Source organism: Microbacterium sp. S308A+, from assembly GCF_049800815.1.
Lineage (GTDB): Bacteria > Actinomycetota > Actinomycetes > Actinomycetales > Microbacteriaceae > Microbacterium.
The window spans coordinates 718,414-734,904 of the sequence record NZ_JBNAFT010000001.1 but is presented as its reverse complement, the minus strand read 5'-3'; the positions used below and the strand labels follow the sequence as shown (position 1 = coordinate 734,904).

General features: G+C 70.2%; 16 protein-coding genes. 10 read left to right on the top strand and 6 right to left on the bottom strand.

The genetic code is table 11. The features are described 5' to 3' along the window. Positions 1-65: 65 nt before the first annotated feature. Positions 66-935 (bottom strand): fumarylacetoacetate hydrolase family protein, encoded by an 870-nt coding sequence (locus ACP15J_RS03485; protein ID WP_424935445.1) that lies wholly within the window; start codon positions 933-935, stop codon positions 66-68. A 61-nt stretch (positions 936-996) separates the two neighbouring features. Here ACP15J_RS03485 and ACP15J_RS03480 point away from each other — a divergent pair, with 61 nt between their 5' ends. From ACP15J_RS03480 to ACP15J_RS03470, 3 genes are all read left to right on the top strand, one after another. Then, positions 997-2,274 (top strand): PrsW family intramembrane metalloprotease, encoded by a 1,278-nt coding sequence (locus ACP15J_RS03480; RefSeq protein ID WP_424935446.1) that lies wholly within the window; start codon positions 997-999, stop codon positions 2,272-2,274. Between the two features lie 214 nt (positions 2,275-2,488). After that, entirely contained in the window at positions 2,489-2,857 is a 369-nt protein-coding gene (locus tag ACP15J_RS03475; protein ID WP_197220322.1) for an FKBP-type peptidyl-prolyl cis-trans isomerase, read from the top strand. Between the two features lie 175 nt (positions 2,858-3,032). Beyond that, a complete protein-coding gene (locus ACP15J_RS03470) occupies positions 3,033-3,584 on the top strand; it encodes a YceI family protein (protein ID WP_424935447.1) in 552 nt (183 codons plus the stop codon). Positions 3,585-3,631: 47 nt separating this feature from the next. Here ACP15J_RS03470 and ACP15J_RS03465 read toward each other — a convergent pair whose 3' ends face one another. Next, positions 3,632-4,861, bottom strand: a complete 1,230-nt coding sequence (locus ACP15J_RS03465; RefSeq protein WP_424980876.1) for an MFS transporter — start codon at positions 4,859-4,861, stop codon at positions 3,632-3,634. A 203-nt stretch (positions 4,862-5,064) separates the two neighbouring features. On the opposite strand from ACP15J_RS03465, the gene rpsO reads away from it, so the two are divergent. Next, a complete protein-coding gene (gene rpsO / locus ACP15J_RS03460; RefSeq protein WP_139890564.1) occupies positions 5,065-5,334 on the top strand; it encodes a 30S ribosomal protein S15 in 270 nt (89 codons plus the stop codon). Between the two features lie 120 nt (positions 5,335-5,454). Here rpsO and ACP15J_RS03455 read toward each other — a convergent pair whose 3' ends face one another. Next, positions 5,455-6,459, bottom strand: a complete 1,005-nt coding sequence (locus ACP15J_RS03455; protein ID WP_424935449.1) for an isopenicillin N synthase family dioxygenase — start codon at positions 6,457-6,459, stop codon at positions 5,455-5,457. A 134-nt stretch (positions 6,460-6,593) separates the two neighbouring features. On the opposite strand from ACP15J_RS03455, the gene efeU reads away from it, so the two are divergent. From efeU to ACP15J_RS03430, 5 genes are all read left to right on the top strand, one after another. Continuing rightward, positions 6,594-7,532, top strand: coding sequence for an iron uptake transporter permease EfeU (efeU, locus tag ACP15J_RS03450; RefSeq protein ID WP_424935450.1), 939 nt, complete (start codon positions 6,594-6,596; stop codon positions 7,530-7,532). Beyond that, positions 7,529-8,758 (top strand): iron uptake system protein EfeO, encoded by a 1,230-nt coding sequence (gene efeO / locus ACP15J_RS03445; protein WP_424935451.1) that lies wholly within the window; start codon positions 7,529-7,531, stop codon positions 8,756-8,758. Before efeU ends, efeO begins: the two co-directional genes overlap by 4 nt. A 1-nt stretch (position 8,759) precedes the next feature. Then, positions 8,760-10,070 carry an iron uptake transporter deferrochelatase/peroxidase subunit gene (efeB, locus tag ACP15J_RS03440; protein ID WP_424935452.1) on the top strand — a complete coding sequence of 437 codons (1,311 nt, stop codon included), beginning with the start codon at positions 8,760-8,762 and terminating at the stop codon, positions 10,068-10,070. A gap of 136 nt (positions 10,071-10,206) precedes the next feature. Continuing rightward, the gene (locus ACP15J_RS03435) at positions 10,207-11,412 is read left to right on the top strand and encodes an LLM class flavin-dependent oxidoreductase (protein WP_424980875.1); all 1,206 of its coding nucleotides are present in this window, start codon (positions 10,207-10,209) and stop codon (positions 11,410-11,412) included. Between the two features lies 1 nt (position 11,413). Further along, positions 11,414-12,076 (top strand): FMN reductase, encoded by a 663-nt coding sequence (locus tag ACP15J_RS03430; RefSeq protein WP_424935454.1) that lies wholly within the window; start codon positions 11,414-11,416, stop codon positions 12,074-12,076. Between the two features lie 20 nt (positions 12,077-12,096). Here the strand turns inward: ACP15J_RS03430 and ACP15J_RS03425 are convergent, their stop codons facing one another. The 3 genes from ACP15J_RS03425 to ACP15J_RS03415 form a co-directional block, all read right to left on the bottom strand. Next, positions 12,097-13,311 (bottom strand): coiled-coil domain-containing protein, encoded by a 1,215-nt coding sequence (locus tag ACP15J_RS03425; RefSeq protein ID WP_424935455.1) that lies wholly within the window; start codon positions 13,309-13,311, stop codon positions 12,097-12,099. A 96-nt stretch (positions 13,312-13,407) separates the two neighbouring features. Then, on the bottom strand, positions 13,408-13,584 hold the full coding sequence (locus tag ACP15J_RS03420; RefSeq protein ID WP_424935456.1) for a DUF5302 domain-containing protein: 177 nt from the start codon (positions 13,582-13,584) through the stop codon (positions 13,408-13,410). Between the two features lie 10 nt (positions 13,585-13,594). Then, positions 13,595-14,230: a DedA family protein gene (locus tag ACP15J_RS03415; RefSeq protein ID WP_424935457.1), complete on the bottom strand. Its 636-nt coding sequence runs from the start codon at positions 14,228-14,230 to the stop codon at positions 13,595-13,597. Between the two features lie 150 nt (positions 14,231-14,380). Here ACP15J_RS03415 and ACP15J_RS03410 point away from each other — a divergent pair, with 150 nt between their 5' ends. Next, a complete protein-coding gene (locus ACP15J_RS03410) occupies positions 14,381-16,327 on the top strand; it encodes a GDSL-type esterase/lipase family protein (protein ID WP_424935458.1) in 1,947 nt (648 codons plus the stop codon). The last annotated feature ends 164 nt before the right edge of the window (positions 16,328-16,491 follow it).

The window sequence follows — 16,491 nt, the reverse complement described above, 5'->3', positions numbered from 1 at the left end:
GCCGATCCACATGACGGCGGCGGAGCGTCCTCTCGCTCTGCCGCCGTCCTGTGCGTGCTGCCAGATCAGTCCAGGATGCGGCAGTGTGTGGTGAGTTCGCCGATCCCGTCGATCCCGACCGTCACCGTGGACCGGTCGCGGAGGAAGATCTGCGGGTCGCGGGAGTAGCCGGCGCCGCCGGGGCTCCCGGTCGAGATGAGCGTGCCAGGCAGCAGCGTGAGGGACTGCGAGAGGTGCGCGATGAGCGTGGCCACGCTCCGCACCATCTGCCTCGTGGTCGCGTCCTGGACGGTATGGCCGTCCACCACCGTCCAGATGTGGAGATCCTGCGGATCCGGGATCTCGTCCGCGGTCACCGCGAACGGTCCGGTCGGCGTGAAGCCGTCGAAGGACTTGCACCGGGACCACTGCGCTTCGGCGAACTGGATGTCGCGGGCCGTGATGTCGTTCACCACGGTGTACCCCCAGACGTGATCGAGGGCGTCTGCGGCGGCGACGTCTTTCGCCGCGGTGCCGATGAGCACGCCGAGCTCGGCCTCGTAGTCCACGGACTCGCTCAGCGTGCGTGGCCAGGACGTGGTCTCCTCGTGGCCGGTGAGCGAGTTGGGCCAGAGCGTGAAGACGGTCGGTGCGGCATCGGTCTTCAGCCCCAGCTCGCTCGAGTGCGCCGCGTAGTTCAGCCCCACCGCGAGCACGGCCGGCGGCGCGATGACGGCCGAGGCGAAGGAGAAGCCCGCCACGGCGTGCCGAGGCGCGTCTCCTGAGGCCAGAGCGGAACGGAGAGCGTCGAGCAGAGCGTCGCCGCCCTCGATGAGCTGCTGAAGGGAGGAAGGCGCGGGGTCGACGAGGTCGGACACGAGGATCGCCGCGTCGGATTCGACGACGGCGAGGACGGTGGCTGAGGACTCGGGACGGCGCAGATGGGCAAACCGCATGTCTCTACGCTACCCGGGTGCGCTCCCAGGCCGCGGGCGACGGGCCCTCTAGGCTTTCACCATGAGCTTTGGAGGACCCTACGAGCCCACCCGGTCCGCGGATCGTCCCGCTCCGGGTGCGGACGACGGAGGTTCGCCCTGGACGGTCGGCACCGAGATGTCGCAGGGGCGGCCGGTCTATGGGTCGGTGTTCGCGCAGCGCCCCGAGACGGGGACCCAGCCCGTCTACCGCCCCCCGGCGCCGGTGCCCACCGTGCCGGCGCTCCCGGTGCCGCGCCGGACGGGCCGAGGCGCCGTCATCTGGTCGCTCGGTGCCCTCTTCTTCGTCCTCATCGCTCTCGTCGGGTACTTCCTCGGCACGCTCGGCGCTGCCGCGTCGCTCATCGGTCTCGTCCTCGCCCTCATCCCGCTCGGGATCGTCCTCTTCGGCGTCCGGCTCATCGACCGCTGGGAGCCGGAGCCCAGATCGCTCGTGGTCTTCGCGCTCGGCTGGGGCGCGCTCGCCGCGGTGGGCATCGCCTTGCTCGTCGACCTGGGGCTCACGTCCCTTCTCGGCTCGCGGGGCGAGACCTTCGTCTCCGTCATCCAGGCGCCGATCGTAGAAGAAGCGGCAAAGGGCTTCGGCGTCTTCCTCGTCTTCCTGATGGCCCGCAGGGCGTTCGACGGGCCGGTGGACGGGATCGTCTACGGCGCTCTCGTCGGCGCCGGCTTCGCCTTCGCCGAGAACATCCAGTACTTCGCGGTCAGCCTCATCGAGGGCGGGGGAGCGGACCTCACCGTCACCTTCGTGCTCCGCGGCCTCATGTCCCCCTTCGCGCACGCGATGTTCACCGCGCTCACCGGCTTCGCGATCGGCCTCGCGGTCCGGCGCGGACGCAGCAGGGGCGGGGTGCTCTCGGCCGCTCTGACCGGACTCGTCGGGGCCGTGCTGCTGCATGCGTTCTGGAACGGCTCGTCGCTGTTCGGCGACTTCTTCGCCCTGTACGTCACCGCGCAGGTGCCGTTGTTCATCGGCTTCATCCTCGGGATCGTGGCTCTTCGGCGAGAGGAGGCGCGAGTGACGCAGGAACGCTTGGCCGAGTACTCGGCGGCGGGCTGGTTCACCCCGCAGGAGGTCACGATGCTCGGGACCCCGGCCGGACGCCGCGCGGGGCTCCGCTGGGCCGGCGGTCTGCGCGAGGACCGTCGGCCGCTCATGCGTTCGTTCATCAAGGACGCCACGGCACTCGCCGCGACGCGACAGCGGATCATCGGCGGCCGCGACCTCCATGCCTCCCACGACGAGCAGCTGCTGCTCCGGCGCATGCAGCTGACGCGGTCGGAGCTGCTGGCATACTGACCGGCGGCTCACTCTGTCCGCGGTTCGCGGTGGCGGATCCCGAGACAGACTCAGCGCCCGGTGCTGCGGCGATGCCTGCATGTCTCCCGGGCGCTGAGTTGATCTGATCCCAGGCTGCACCCGCGGCGCCTCGCTGTCAAGGATTTTCGGATGTTCGCTGTGGGCAGGTGTCGTCGCGTTGACCGGCCGTCCCCGCTCGCGGTTGGATGGGACCATGACTGAGCGCACCAAGCCTGAGTTCGATGCCCCCACCGGTCCCGCTCCCACCGAGCTGGTCATCCGCGACATCATCGAAGGGAGCGGCGACGAGGCCAAGCCCGGCGACACCGTGACCGTGCACTACGCCGGCGTCGAGTTCGACTCCGGAGAGGAGTTCGACTCGTCGTGGGGACGGGGCGAGACGATCCAGTTCCCGCTGCGCGGTCTGATCCAGGGCTGGCAGGACGGGATCCCCGGCATGAAGGTCGGCGGACGTCGCGAGCTGATCATCCCGCCGCACCTGGCGTACGGCCCCGCCGGATCGGGACACTTCCTCGGCGGCAAGACCCTGATCTTCATCATCGACCTCGTCGCCGTCGGCTGACCACGACGAACGGAGAGCCCCCGCCGACCGAGCGACGGGGGCTCTCGTCGTCTCCGTCATCTTCCGCAGCGGCCGCGGGGCGTCACCCGCCCGTTCCCCGGAATATATTCACTCGTATGTAAGTTGGATCCAGCGTCGCCGGACGGCGACCCCGTTCCGACAGAGGAGAACCACGATGACGATCGACATCCCCGGCTACCGCCCCGGCACCTGGGTCCTGGACCCGGCGCACAGCGAGGTCACCTTCAGCATCCGCCACATGATGATCTCGAAGGTGCGCGGCACGTTCGGGATCAAGAGCGCGACCCTCGTCGCTCCGGAGAACCCGCTGGAGGCGAGCGTGGAGGCGAGCGTCGACGTGGCCTCGATCGACACGAAGGACGAGAACCGTGACGCGCACCTCCGCTCCGGCGATTTCTTCGACGTCGAGAACCACCCCACGATGGAGTTCCGCTCGACCGGCGCCCGCGTCGACGACGGCGATTTCTTCGTGGACGGCGACCTCACGATCCACGGGGTGACCAAGCCGGTGAGCTTCGCCTTCGAGTTCGGCGGCTTCGGCACCGACCCCTACGGCAACTACAAGGCGGGTGCGTCGGCGAGCACGGTGATCAACCGGGAGGACTTCGGCCTCACGTGGAACGCGGCGCTCGAGACCGGAGGAGTGCTCGTGGGCAAGGACGTGACGATCACCCTTGATCTGCAGGGGGCGCTGCAGCAGGACTGAGCAGTCTCATCGCCGCGACCGCGGGAGCCCTGAGCCTCGGCGAGACGTCAGGGCTCGGGGCTCTCCGCGTCGTATGCGCGGAAGCGGGGGTGGAGGCGCACGAGCACCGCCACCAGGGCGATGACGAGGAGGCCGCCCAGCAGCGGCGGGAACCACAGCGTGGTGAGCGAGGCGAGTCCGCCCGCATACAGCGCACCGACGCGGGGGCCGCCGGCGACCACGACGACGAAGACGCCCTGCAGTCGTCCGCGCATTGTGTCGGGGACGGCGGCCTGCATCATCGTGCTCCGGTAGATCGAGCTGACGTTGTCGGCGGCGCCGGAGAGCGCGAGGAACGCGCACGCCGCGACGATGAGCGCGACGTTCGGCGCGGTCTCGGTCGCGTCTTCGGGGAGCAGGGACGCGACGAGGAGGACCGCGCCGAAGAGCAGGATCGCGGTGCCGTAGATCTGGATCGCGCGCGCGATGCCGCGACCGTGCCAGCGATACTGCGCGACCCGGCCCGAGAACAGGCTGGACAGGAAGGTCCCTGCGGCGACGGCGGCGGTGAGCAGGCCCGTCGTGACCGCTCCGCCGCCGAGGAGGACCGTGCCCAGCGCGGGGAACAGGGTCAGCGGCTGGCCGAAGGTCATGGCGATGATGTCGAGGACGTACTGCATGCGGATGTTCCCCGCCTGCCGCAGGAACCTCGCGCCGTCGACGAGGGAGGACAGGCCCGGGCGCACGGTCTCACCCTCGGGGCGAAGTGTCGGCAGGGTCCACAGGCCCAGGAACATCGAGAGCATCAGCGCGACGTCGATCGTGTACGTCCATCCGTAGCCGGTGAGGGCGACGAGGAGCCCGGCGAGAGCGGGGCCGACCATCACCGTCAGGCCGAAGGAGACGCCGTTGAGCGCGGAGGCGGCCGCCAGGTGTGCGCGGGGGATGAGGCGGGGGACGATCGCGGTGCGGGTGGCCATCCCCACCGATCCCGCGGCGGAGTTGATCATGCTCAGCGCGTAGAGCCACCAGATCGTCTCGGTCCCCGTCCAGGTGAGCGCGGCCAGCAGGGCGGTGGAGAGGAAGCCGACGGTCGCCGAGACGAGGGCGACCAGGCGTCGGTCGAAGGCGTCCGCGAGCATTCCGCCGTAGAGGCCGGCGAGGATCATCGGGAGGAGGCCGGCCACTGCGATCATCGACACGGCGAAGGTGTCCTGCGTCAGCGCGAACACGTGCAGCATGACGGTGACGAGGGTCAGCTGGCTCCCGACCCCGCTCAGTGCCGATCCGATCCACATCCGTGCGAAGGCGGGACTCTCGCGCAGCGGACGGAGGTCGATGAGATGGCCCACCGTCCGAGGCTATCGGCTCCTCCGGGTGGGGCGGCAGCGTGGGCGGGGACTGATAGACTTGTGCGGTTGCCGTTAGATCGGCCGCGGAGAAAGAGAGCCTGCGCATCCGGTGACAGGCACCGCGCAACGGGAGAAAGGGGATCGGTTCTATGGCACTGGAAGCAGACGTCAAGAAGGCGATCATCGAAGAGTACGCGACGCACCCCGGTGACACCGGTTCCCCCGAGGTGCAGGTCGCTCTGCTGACGCAGCGCATCAAGGACCTCACCGAGCACCTGAAGGAGCACAAGCACGACCATCACTCGCGTCGTGGGCTGTTCCTGCTCGTCGGTCAGCGCCGTCGTCTGCTCGGCTACCTCCAGGACATCGACATCGAGCGCTACCGCTCGCTGATCGAACGCCTGGGCCTTCGCCGCTGAGCGACCAGCGTTCAATCGCGCAGAACATTCTTGAGAAGGCCGCCCCGGGTGTGGGGCGGCCTTCGTCGTGTCCGGCGGGTTCGGGGCCCGGGAGCCGTGGTTCGGGAGGGGCCTCTGTGCTCAGAGCCGGGCGGAAAGCAGGTCCGCGTGATGGATCGCCGCGACGTCGGGGTGGGCCCGCAGGCGCGACTTCAACGCGTTCTCGCCGTACAGGCTGTGGATCGGATTGGTCGGGTCCTCGGTCACCCCGCGTGCCTGAGCGGCGAGCTCGGCGGGCAGGTCGATGATCGGCAGCTGCCGGTCGAGCGCGGGATTGAAGAAGAACGGGATGGAGATCCGCTCCTCCGGGGCCCTCGGTGAGACGACCCGATGGTTGGTGGCCTTGAGGTATCCTCCGGTCGCGTATTCCAGGAGCTCGCCGATGTTCACCACGAACGCTCCGGGAACAGGCGGGGCGTCGACCCACTCGCCGTCCCGCTCGACCTGGAGGCCGCCCTTGCCTGGCTCGACCCAGAGCAGGGTGAGCACTCCGGAGTCCTTGTGCGCGCCGACGCCCTGCTGCGGCTCCGGCTCACGCGTGCCGGGGTAGCGGACGATCTTGATGAGGGTCGAAGGCTCGCCGAAGTTCTCTTCGAAGTAGGACTCGTCGGCGCCGAGCGCGAGCGCCCACGCGCGCAGGAGCTTGCGTGCCACCCCGCTGAGGTGGTCGTGCCACTCCGCCACGACCTCGCGGAGCTCGGGCTGCGCCGCGGGCCACAGGTTCGGCCCGATCAGTCGGTTGAAGGAGGGGCCGTCGCCGACGGGCTCCCGCTCGGGGCCGATGTCGATCTGCTCGCGCCAGTCCACCTTGCCCTGCGTGCGTTCGCCGCCGATGCGCGTGTAGCCGCGGAAGTGCGGGCTCCTCACGTTCTCGATCGCGAGCTTGTCCTCCTCGGGGAGGGCGAAGAAGTCCTGAGCGGCGCGGTGGAGGCGATGTTCGAGATCGGCGCTCACGCCCGTCCCGGTCAGGTAGAAGAAGCCGACGTCGTGCGTGGCGGCGCGGAGGTCGTCGCGGAACCGGGCGGCGGACTCGGGGCTCTCGTCGAGCTGGGACAGGTCGAGGACGGGGAGGGTGAGCTCAGACATGGGACGAGGCTAGGTCCGTCGGAGCGCTGAGGGCGCGAATGTTGCCGAGGATTACCATGGAGCCCGCGGGTGTACACTCTCTGAGGTTTGCCTAACCTCATGACCGGCAGGCCTCCCACGTCAGAAAGCCGCCTGTGCTCGCCACCTTCCTGATCGGCCTTCGCGAAGGCCTCGAAGCCGCCCTCGTGGTCGGCATCCTCGTCGCCTACCTCAGACGCCTCGGGCGCACGGACGTGCTGCCCAGGCTGTGGGCCGGCGTGGCCCTTGCCGTCCTCCTCGCGCTCGGGATCGGCGCCGTGCTGACCTTCGGCGACTACATGCTGACGTTCCAGGCGCAGGAGATCATCGGCGGGTCGCTGTCCCTCGTCGCGGTCGGCATGGTGACGTGGATGATCTTCTGGATGCAGAAGGCGGGTCGCACGATGAAGGCGAGCCTGCAGGGCGGGGTCGACCGGGCGCTCGCGGCTGGGACGATGTGGGCGCTCGTCGCCGTCGGATTCGTCTCCGTGGCCCGGGAGGGCATCGAGACCACGCTCCTGCTGTGGTCCATGATCCAGTCCTTCGGCGATGCGCCCTCCGCGTTCCTCGGCGCCGTCCTCGGCCTCCTCGTCGCCGTCGTCGCCGGATGGCTGCTGGCCCGAGGCGTCGTGCGGCTGAACCTGTCGCGGTTCTTCGCCTGGAGCGGCGGCTTCCTCGTGATCGTCGCCGCGGGCGTGCTCGCCTACGCGGTGATGGACCTGCAGGAGGCGGCCGTCCTTCCCGGCCCCTTCTCCGCGAGCGCCGTGGTGGACCCGGGGACGGGCGCCGAGGCGGTCGGCTGGGCGGCGCTCCCGTTCGGCTGGGCTTTCGACGTGTCCGCGGCGGTCGCGCCAGACAGCGCGCTCGCCGTGATCCTCCAGGCCACCGTGGGGTTCATGCCCCGGATGACCTGGCTCCAGGTGATCGCCTGGACGGTCTACGTCGTCGTGGTCGGGCTCCTCTTCGTTCGTGGCCTGCGGCGCTCACGCGCACCGCGTCCTCAGCCGGCTGCCGTGCAGCCTTCGTCCTCTCTTACCCAGCAAGGAGCAGCATGATCTCCGCCCGACGAACACTCGCCACCGCGGGAGCGGTTGCCGCGATCGGCCTCGCCCTCACCGGATGCGTCGCGAAGGCCGACACCACGGCCGGCTCGCGCATCGGCGTCACCTCGACCGATGACGCATGCCAGGTCGCGGAGGCCACCGCGACCAGCGGGACCCTCTCCTTCGACGTTCGCAACGAAGGCACCAAGGTGACGGAGTTCTACCTTCTCGCCGCAGACGGCCTGCGGATCGTCGGCGAGGTCGAGAACGTCGCGCCGGGAGCATCGCGCACCCTCACCGTCGTGGCGCAGCCGGGGGATTACCACACGGTCTGCAAGCCGGGGATGATCGGCGACGGCGTCGGCAAGGCCTCTTTCGCCGTGACGGGGAAGGCGGTCGAGGCAACCGGTGACGACGTCGCGCAGAAGAAGAAGGCGGTGGAGCTCTACGCCGCCTTCGTGAAGGACCAGGTCGGACAGCTGATCCCTGCGGCGCAGACGTTCGTTGCCGCGTACGCCTCCGGCGACGATGCGACGGCCAAGGCGCAGTTCCCGCTCGTGCGCTCGTTCTACGAGCGGATCGAGCCGGTCGCGGACAAGCTGGGGACGCTCGATCCCCGCCTGGACTACCGTGAGCTCGACGCGAAGGCCGAGGGCCTGGACTGGACCGGCTTCCACAGGATCGAGAAGGATCTCTGGACGCCGGCGTCGGACGCGATGAACGCCGACGGCGTCACGCCCGCGTGGCAGGACTGGGCGCCTTCGAGCCCCGCCGAGCGCGCAGAGCACGGGAAGAGGCTTCTGGCCGATCTCCAGGAGCTCTACGACCACGTCCACTCCGACGCCTTCGTCGCCGACCTCGACGCACAGGGGATCGCGGAGGTCTCGAACGGTGCGATCGGGCTTCTGGACGAGGTCGCGACGGGCAAGATCAGCGGCGAGGAGGACTGGTGGTCCGGCACCGACCTCTACGACTTCGTCGCGAACGTCGAGGGCTCGAAGATGGCGTTCTCGCTCGTCAAGGACTTCGCCTCGGCGAAGGACGCCGAGGGCAAGAAGCTCGTGGAGCGGATCGAGGCCGGATATGCCGATCTCGAGGAGGCGCTCGCCGCCCACAGGGTCGGCGACGGCTACGCCGCGTACGCGACGCTGACGGACGCCGACAAGCGAGAGCTCACCGACCTGCTCAACGCTCTCGCCGAGCCGCTGTCCAAGCTCACCTCGACCCTCCTCGGGTGACATGACCGCGGAAGGTGCGGCCCCCGAGGAGGAGGGCGCAGCCGGCTCTGCAGAGTCGGCGACGGCTCAGGCTGAGGAGTCGGCGGGCGTCAGCCGCCGCGGGCTCCTCGGGTTCGCGGTCGGCTCCGGCGTCGCCGGGCTCGCCCTCGGCGCGGCGGGCGGGGCGGTCGCCGCCTCCGCGCTCGGCGGGCAGGGAGCCGAGGAGCGGTTCGCCTTCGGCGGCGAGCATCAGGCGGGGATCTCCACCCGAGTACAGGACCATCTGCACTTCGCGGCGTTCGACATGATGCCGCGGGCGGACCAGGCCGATCTCGTCGCCCTCCTTCAGGACTGGACCTATGCCGCGTCGCGCATGACCCGCGGTCTGGAGGTGAGCGCGACGGGCGCTGTCGGCGGCACGCCCGACGCGCCGCCCGACGACACCGGCGAGGCGCAGGGACTGTCTGCGAGCGGGCTGACGATCACCTTCGGCCTGGGGCCGTCGCTCTTCCTCGCCGAGGGGGACCGCTTCGGGGTTGCCGACCGACGCCCGGCAGAGCTCGAACGGCTTCCGGCCTTCCTCGGCGAGGCGCTGGACGCCGGCCACTCGGACGGCGACCTGTGCATCCAGGCCTGTGCGGACGATCCGCAGGTGGCGGTGCACGCGATCCGCAACCTCAGCCGCATCGCATTCGGCCGGGCGCGCCTCCGCTGGTCGCAGCTGGGGTTCGGCCGCACGTCGCGCACGGCCGCGGACCAGGCGACGCCGCGGAACCTGTTCGGCTTCAAGGACGGGACGGCGAACATCCTCGCCGACGACGCGGCGGCCCTCGCCGAGAACGTCTGGGTCGGCGAGCAGGACGAGCCGGCCTGGATGCGCGGCGGCTCCTACCTCGTCGCGCGCAAGATCGCGATGATCATCGAGACCTGGGACCGTGTCCGTCTCGCCGAGCAGGACCGCATCATCGGACGTGAGAAGGGGAGCGGCGCGCCGCTGTCCGGCGGCGACGAGTTCACCGAGCCGGATCTGCGTGGCGGAGCCCTCGACGCCTCCTCCCACGTGCGACTCGCCCATCCCGCCGAGAATGACGGGATCCGCATCCTCCGCCGGGGATACAACTACGTCGACGGCAACAACGAGCTGGGGCGCCTCGACGCTGGGCTCTTCTTCCTCTCCTACCAGCGCTCGCCGTCGCAGTTCATCGCGCTGCAGAGGAAGCTGTCGACCGACCTGATGAACGAGTACATCCGTCATGTCGGCTCTGGACTCTGGGCGATCCCGCCCGGCGCGGCGGAGGGCTCGTACATCGCCGAGCCCCTCTTCGCCGCCTGAGCGGGAATATCCCGTCCGGCCCTGCGTTGGACCAATTACATTCATCTGAATAGAATTGGATGCGCAGGCATCCTGAGCGGAGACGAACGTGGACGAGATCACCAGCGCAGGTCGCGGCGAGGAGAGCCCGAGCGGCATGCAGTTCGGCATCATGTCGGTCAGCGACATCACGGCCGACCCGACGACGGGGCAGACCCCGAGTGAGCGTGAGCGCATCCAGGCGACGCTCGCCATCGCGAAGCACGCGGAAGAGGTCGGGCTGGACGTCTTCGCCATCGGCGAGCACCACAATCCGCCGTTCTGGTCCTCGAGCCCGACGACCACGCTCGCGTACATCGCCGCACAGACCGAACGCCTCATCGTGTCGACCTCGACGACCCTCATCACCACGAATGACCCGGTCAAGATCGCCGAGGACTACGCGATGCTCCAGCATCTCTCCGCAGGGCGCATGGACCTCATGATGGGGCGCGGCAACACCGGTCCCGTCTATCCGTGGTTCGGCAAGGACATTCGACAGGGGCTCCCGCTCGCGATCGAGAACTACGCGCTGCTGCACGAGCTCTGGACGAAGGACGTCGTGGACTGGGAGGGGAAGTTCCGCACCCCGCTCCAGGGCTTCACCTCGACGCCGCGTCCGCTCGACGGGGTCGCGCCGTTCGTCTGGCACGGTTCGATCCGCACGCCCGAGATCGCGGAGCAGGCCGCCTACTACGGCGACGGGTTCTTCGCGAACAACATCTTCTGGCCCAAGGAGCACTATCAGCGTCTGATCGAGCTGTATCGCCAGCGCTACGCCCACTACGGCCACGGGACTCCGGAGCAGGCGATCGTCGGCCTCGGCGGGCAGGTGTTCATGCGTGCGAGCTCGCAGGATGCGGTGAACGAGTTCCGCCCGTACTTCGATAACGCCCCGGTCTACGGACACGGGCCCTCGATGGAGGACTTCACCGAGATGACGCCTCTCACGGTCGGCTCGCCGCAGCAGGTGATCGATCGCTACGCCGCGATGCGCGACCACTTCGGCGACTACCAGCGACAGCTCTTCCTCATCGACCACGCGGGTCTCCCGCTCAAGACCGTTCTGGAGCAGCTGGACATCCTCGGCGGCGAGGTCGTGCCGGTCCTGCGGAAGGAGCTCGCGCAGGACCGGCCGGCCTCCGTCCCCGACGCGCCGACGCATGCCGCCCGTGTTCGCGGGGTGTACGGCGACGGCCCTGCGCGCGAGGCGCGGCCGGGAGTGAATCGCGGAGACAACCTCACCGCGGGATCCCCGTACCAGGACGCTGCTGCTCCTGCCGGTTCCGCGTTCGGGACCGCCGCGACCAGGGCAGGGGCCTGAGATGGGCACCCGGCGCATCGCGGTGATCTCCGCGGGACTGTCCAATCCGTCCTCGACGCGGATGCTCGCGGACCGGCTCGCCGCCGAGACCGTGCGGGCGCTGAACGGTCTGACCGCGCCTGACGGCGTCCCGATCGAGGCGACGGTCGACGTGATCGAGCTGCGCGACCTCGCGCACGACATCACGAACAACCTGCTGACCGGGTTCGCCCCCGCCGCGCTGGACTCTGCGATCAACACGGTGGTCTCGGCCGACGCGTTGATCGCCGTCACGCCGATCTTCTCGACGAGCTACTCCGGGCTTTTCAAGTCGTTCATCGACGTGCTCGACCCCGATGCGCTCACGGGCAAGCCCGTGCTGATCGGCGCGAACGCAGGGACCGCGCGCCATTCCCTCGCCGTGGACTATGCGATCCGCCCGCTGTTCACGTATCTGCACGCCGACCCCGTGCCGACGGGGGTCTTCGCCGCATCGAGCGACTGGGGCGCGAACGCGGACGAGGTCGCGCCGCTGAGCGCCCGCGTCGAGCGAGGGGCGCGTGAGCTGGCCGAGGCGGTCGCCCGACGGCGGGCGACCGTGGACGGCGACCCCTTCGACCCCGACACGTACCTCGGCAAAGGCCGTTCCTTCGGGCATCTGCTCGGCGGGCTGGCAGGAGAGTAGCGGCACGCGGAGCTCGCGCTCTAGTACCAGCCGGTGCTTTCGGAGTGCGCCCATGCGCCACACGGCGATCCGTAGCGGTCGGCGATGTAGCCGAGCCCCCAGTCCACCTGGGTGCGGGCGTTGGTCCGCCAGTCGGGTCCCGCGGCGGCCATCTTCTCCCCGGGCAGTGACTGCGGGATGCCGTACGCTCCGCTGGAGGGGTTGAGCGCATTGGCACGCCATCCCGACTCCCGGTTCCAGAGGGACAGCAGGCAGGAGAACTGGTCGGTCGACCAGCCGTAGGAGCCCAGCCTGCTCCGGGCGTAGTCCTGAGCACCGGCCGGATCGACGATCACACCCTGACCGGGGTCCGGATCGGGAGTGGAGCCGCCGGAGTCCCCTCCCGAGCCGCCGGAACCGCCTCCCGCGCCTCCCGAGCCGCTCGACTCGTGGTCGGAGGCATCCTGCCGCTCAGCCTCCTGACGCTGTCGCTCCTGCTCGGCGACCTGCTGACCGATCCGGAACCGACGCTCCACGTCGGCGGTGGTGTTCTTCAGCGTGGCGAGCTGCGCGTAAAGGGTGTCGACGTGCCCTTGGAGCGAGGTCACAGCCCTCGCCTCGGTCGCCGCGGCCTCGCGAGCCCCCGCCGCCTTGGACTCGGCGTCCGCGGCCAGCCGCGAACGTTCGCGCTCGGCGTCTGCGGCCTGCGCGGTCAGCGACGACGCGACGGCCGCGCTCGCCTGCGCCTTGCGGGCGACGGTCGCCCACGTCTCGTCCAGCCGATCCATGGCGCCGAGCCGCGTGAGGAGCTCCTCGGGGCTGCCCGTCGTGAGCAGGCGCAGGCCTATGGGCGTGGAGGACTCGAGCCGATAGCGGTGGGCGACCACCTCGGCGGTGCTCTGCCGCGCGGTGTCGAGCGCCGTCTGGGCCCGGGCCGCCTGCGCGGAGAGGACACGGGCACGCGTGGTGGCGACCTCGGCCTCCGTCCGTGCGGAGGCCGCGGCATCGCCGGTGTCCAGAGCGAGACGAGAGGCGGAGGCCGACTGGGACTGCGCGGTCGCCAGCGCCGTCCCGATGCGTGCGATCTGCTCCTGCGTCGCCTGCTCGTCGCCCTGGGCGGCGCGCACATCGTCCCAGCTCGGATAGTCGTCGGCTGTCGCCGCGGGTGGGGCGAGGAGCGAGAGGGCGCAGGCCAATGTCAGCGCCGCCGATGTCCCTGCCAGGCGTCGTCGCGTCGTCCGTCCCCGTGTCCTCACCGAACGACGCTAACCCGACCACGTCCGGATTGCCACCTCGCCCGGCCTGGATCGTCCCCTGCCCTCGGCGGTGGGACGGGAGGGAGGGGCGAACGCTCAGCCGCTCTTGCGCCGGAACTCGCGCTTCATCTGCGGCGCGTTGGTCGCGTGGACGGCCGAGTCGCCGTCGAGGTGAGCCTCGCCCTCGCGATGCTTCGCGTTCTTGCGGTCCAACGCCTCCTTGAACTTGCGCTTCATCTCCTCCGACGGGCCTGCCTTGTCCTCGGTGCTCATGAGCGTCAGCCTAGTGCGGTGGGAGCGGAGCGTCACCGGCCTGTCCGTCTCCCCGACCGGCGGAGCGCCTGGAGCGCGAGACCAGGAGGTCGATGAGCACGCCGACGCCGACGGCCACCGCGATCGAGACGACGATCGCCACGACGGGTCCGCCAGGGACGATCGCAGCGACCACGGCGCCGATGGCGGCCTGATAGGCCGCCCAGCCGGCGCCCGCCACCGCCACGAGGCACAGATACCGCACGGGGTGGATCCGCGAGGCTCCGGCGACGAGGTTGATGGCCAGCCGCGCGAAGGGGACGAAGCGGGCGGTGAACAGCACCGTCGCCGTGCCGCCGTCGAGACGGCGTCGTGCCCAGGACAGCGCGTCCTGCACGCGGCGCGCGCGCATCCACCGCCAGCGCTCTGTGCCCACGAGGCGGCCGATCAGGTAGCACGCGGCGTCGCCGGCGAAGGCGGCCGCCGCCGCCCAGAGGATCACGAGCCAGAGCGCGGGGCTGCCGTTCGCGATGGCCAGCGCCCCGAGAGCGGTCACCGCGATCTCGCCGGGGACGACGACGAGGAAGGCATCGCCGAGGACGAGGAGGAACATCAGGGCGAGACCCCAAGGTCCGGTGAGCAGCGCGTCGAGTCCTTCTGGAAGCACAGGCCCACTCTCTCGGAGGAGGGTGAGGCGTCGGTGAACGGGAGCCGACCGGCGGACGTCCGGTGTCCGGCGGGCGTGCATCGGGTGAACTCTGTGCGAAGGGCGCCGTTCCTCGTCCTCTCATCCCATGCGGGGCGTCATCCTGAGGGCGTGAGAGTCGCGATCGTGACCGAGTCCTTTCTCCCGCACATGAACGGCGTGACCGGGTCCGTGCTGCAGATCCTCCGCCACCTCGAGCTCCGTGGGCACGATGCCCACGTCATCGCACCGGCGGCCCGGGACATGCCGGTGCGCATGCGCGATGTACGGATCGAGGCGATCCCCAGTGTCGGGCTGCCCGGATACCGCTCCGTGCGCGTCGTCGCCCCGAGCACGAGGCGGATCGCCGCCGCGCTGCAACGGTTCCAGCCGGACGTCGTGCATCTGGCCTCGCCGTTCGCGCTGGGGTGGCGAGGCGCGCTCGCTGCGGAGCAGCTGGACCTGCCGACGGTCGCCGCGTATCAGACCGACGTCGCCGCCTACGCCTCGCGCTACGGTGTCGCCCTGACCGCAGCCCTCGCGGAGCGGCACATCGCACGCCTGCATCGACGGGTCACGCTCACGCTCGCGCCGTCTTCGGACGCGGAGGCGCAGCTCGCCCGTCTGGGGGTGGACCGAGTGCGGCGCTGGGGGAGGGGCGTGGACGTCGAGCGGTTCCGTCCTGAGCGTCGGGAGGAGAGCGGCGAGCACCGGCATCGGGAAGAGGCCGTGGTCGGCTATGTGGGCCGGCTCGCCCCGGAGAAGCAGGTGGAGGACCTGCGCGCCCTTGTCGGTCTCCCCGGCGTGCGGCTCGTGATCGTCGGTGACGGTCCCTCGCAGGCGCGGCTGGAGGCTCTTCTCCCCGAGGCGGACTTCCGGGGGCACCTCGGCGGGCTGGAGCTTGCGCGGGTCATGGCCTCGTTCGACGTGTTCGTCCATCCTGGCGAGAGCGAGACGTTCGGGCAGACCCTGCAGGAGGCGCATGCGAGCGGCGTGCCGATCGTGGCGACCGGTCGCGGCGGACCGCTCGACCTCGTCCGGCCGGGGATCGACGGATGGCTCTACCGGCCGGGCGACCTGGCCGATCTGCGGGCCAGGGTCGTGGACCTCGTGGGGGACCGGCGCAAGGCCCGCTCGTTCGGCGAAGCGGGCCGTCTCTCCGTGCAAGGACGCTCATGGACCGCGGTGTGTGAGGAACTGGTCCCGCACTACGCCGGCGCGCAGGAGCTGCACGACATCGACCGCGCTCTCCGGGCGCCGCGCTCGCGCCGCCCCGAGCCCGCTCCGCGTCTCGCAGCCCCCTCTCCGCGCTGGCGGAGGTACGTCGCCCTCGGCGACTCGCTCACCGAAGGGCTGTGCGATCCCGCCCCGGACGGCTCTCTGCGCGGATGGGCCGATCGGCTCGCCCTCCTTCTCGCCTCCAGGGGCGGGCTGCGATACGCCAACCTCGCGATCCGCTCCAAAAGGGTCATGGACGTCTGTGGTCCTCAGCTGGAGCGGGCGCGCACTCTCCGCCCCGATCTCGTCTCGATCCTCGTCGGGGCGAACGACCTCGTGAAGGGAAGGGCGGACGTCGCTGCTCTCGCCCGTCAGATCGAGGAGGCGGTCAGGCAGCTCCGCGGAGACGGCGCCGATGTCGTCCTGATCACCCCTTTCCTTCCCCGGCGGCCGGAGTCCGCGCTCTACGCCGGCCGGTTCGCGGCCTTCGCGAGCGCGCTCGCGGCGGTGGCGGAGCGTACCGGCGCGATGCTCGTCGACACCGACCTGCACCCGGAGCTCGGCGAGCGGCCGAACTGGGGTGAGGACCTCGTGCATCTGTCCAGTCGCGGGCACCGGTTCCTCGCCTACCGGGTGGGGGAGCTCCTCGGTGTGCCGCATGCGGAGGCCCTGGGCGCTCTGGACGAGGTGCTCCACGCGCATGAACGGCTCACCCGGCGGCTCTGGTGGCGGCGGCATGCACTGCCGTGGATGTGGCGGCGGCTGCGCGGTCGCGCTGCGGGCGACGGGCGCGTAGCCAAGCACGAGGACTATGTTCTCCTCGGCCGGTCCTCCGGAATGCGGGAAGAGGCCGTGGTCTGAGGCTCGGACGGGTTCCCCGTCGGCGTGATCCATGCGCCCGGCTGCTACGCTGAAAGCGGACTCCCATGCGGAGTCATCAATTCAACACATGCTTCACGGAGCGGGTCGGCAGGAAGCTGGTCCCCTGTGGTGGGTTCCTCGGCTGCGCGATCACGCCGGGTGAT

Coding starts and splice junctions, on each gene's coding strand:
- ACP15J_RS03485 (WP_424935445.1), bottom strand. CDS start 935: ATGCGGTTTGCCCATCTGCGCCGTCCCGAGTCCTCAGCCACCGTCCTC.
- ACP15J_RS03480 (WP_424935446.1), top strand. CDS start 997: ATGAGCTTTGGAGGACCCTACGAGCCCACCCGGTCCGCGGATCGTCCC.
- ACP15J_RS03475 (WP_197220322.1), top strand. CDS start 2,489: ATGACTGAGCGCACCAAGCCTGAGTTCGATGCCCCCACCGGTCCCGCT.
- ACP15J_RS03470 (WP_424935447.1), top strand. CDS start 3,033: ATGACGATCGACATCCCCGGCTACCGCCCCGGCACCTGGGTCCTGGAC.
- ACP15J_RS03465 (WP_424980876.1), bottom strand. CDS start 4,861: ATGTGGATCGGATCGGCACTGAGCGGGGTCGGGAGCCAGCTGACCCTC.
- rpsO (WP_139890564.1), top strand. CDS start 5,065: ATGGCACTGGAAGCAGACGTCAAGAAGGCGATCATCGAAGAGTACGCG.
- ACP15J_RS03455 (WP_424935449.1), bottom strand. CDS start 6,459: ATGTCTGAGCTCACCCTCCCCGTCCTCGACCTGTCCCAGCTCGACGAG.
- efeO (WP_424935451.1), top strand. CDS start 7,529: ATGATCTCCGCCCGACGAACACTCGCCACCGCGGGAGCGGTTGCCGCG.
- efeB (WP_424935452.1), top strand. CDS start 8,760: ATGACCGCGGAAGGTGCGGCCCCCGAGGAGGAGGGCGCAGCCGGCTCT.
- ACP15J_RS03435 (WP_424980875.1), top strand. CDS start 10,207: ATGCAGTTCGGCATCATGTCGGTCAGCGACATCACGGCCGACCCGACG.
- ACP15J_RS03430 (WP_424935454.1), top strand. CDS start 11,414: ATGGGCACCCGGCGCATCGCGGTGATCTCCGCGGGACTGTCCAATCCG.
- ACP15J_RS03420 (WP_424935456.1), bottom strand. CDS start 13,584: ATGAGCACCGAGGACAAGGCAGGCCCGTCGGAGGAGATGAAGCGCAAG.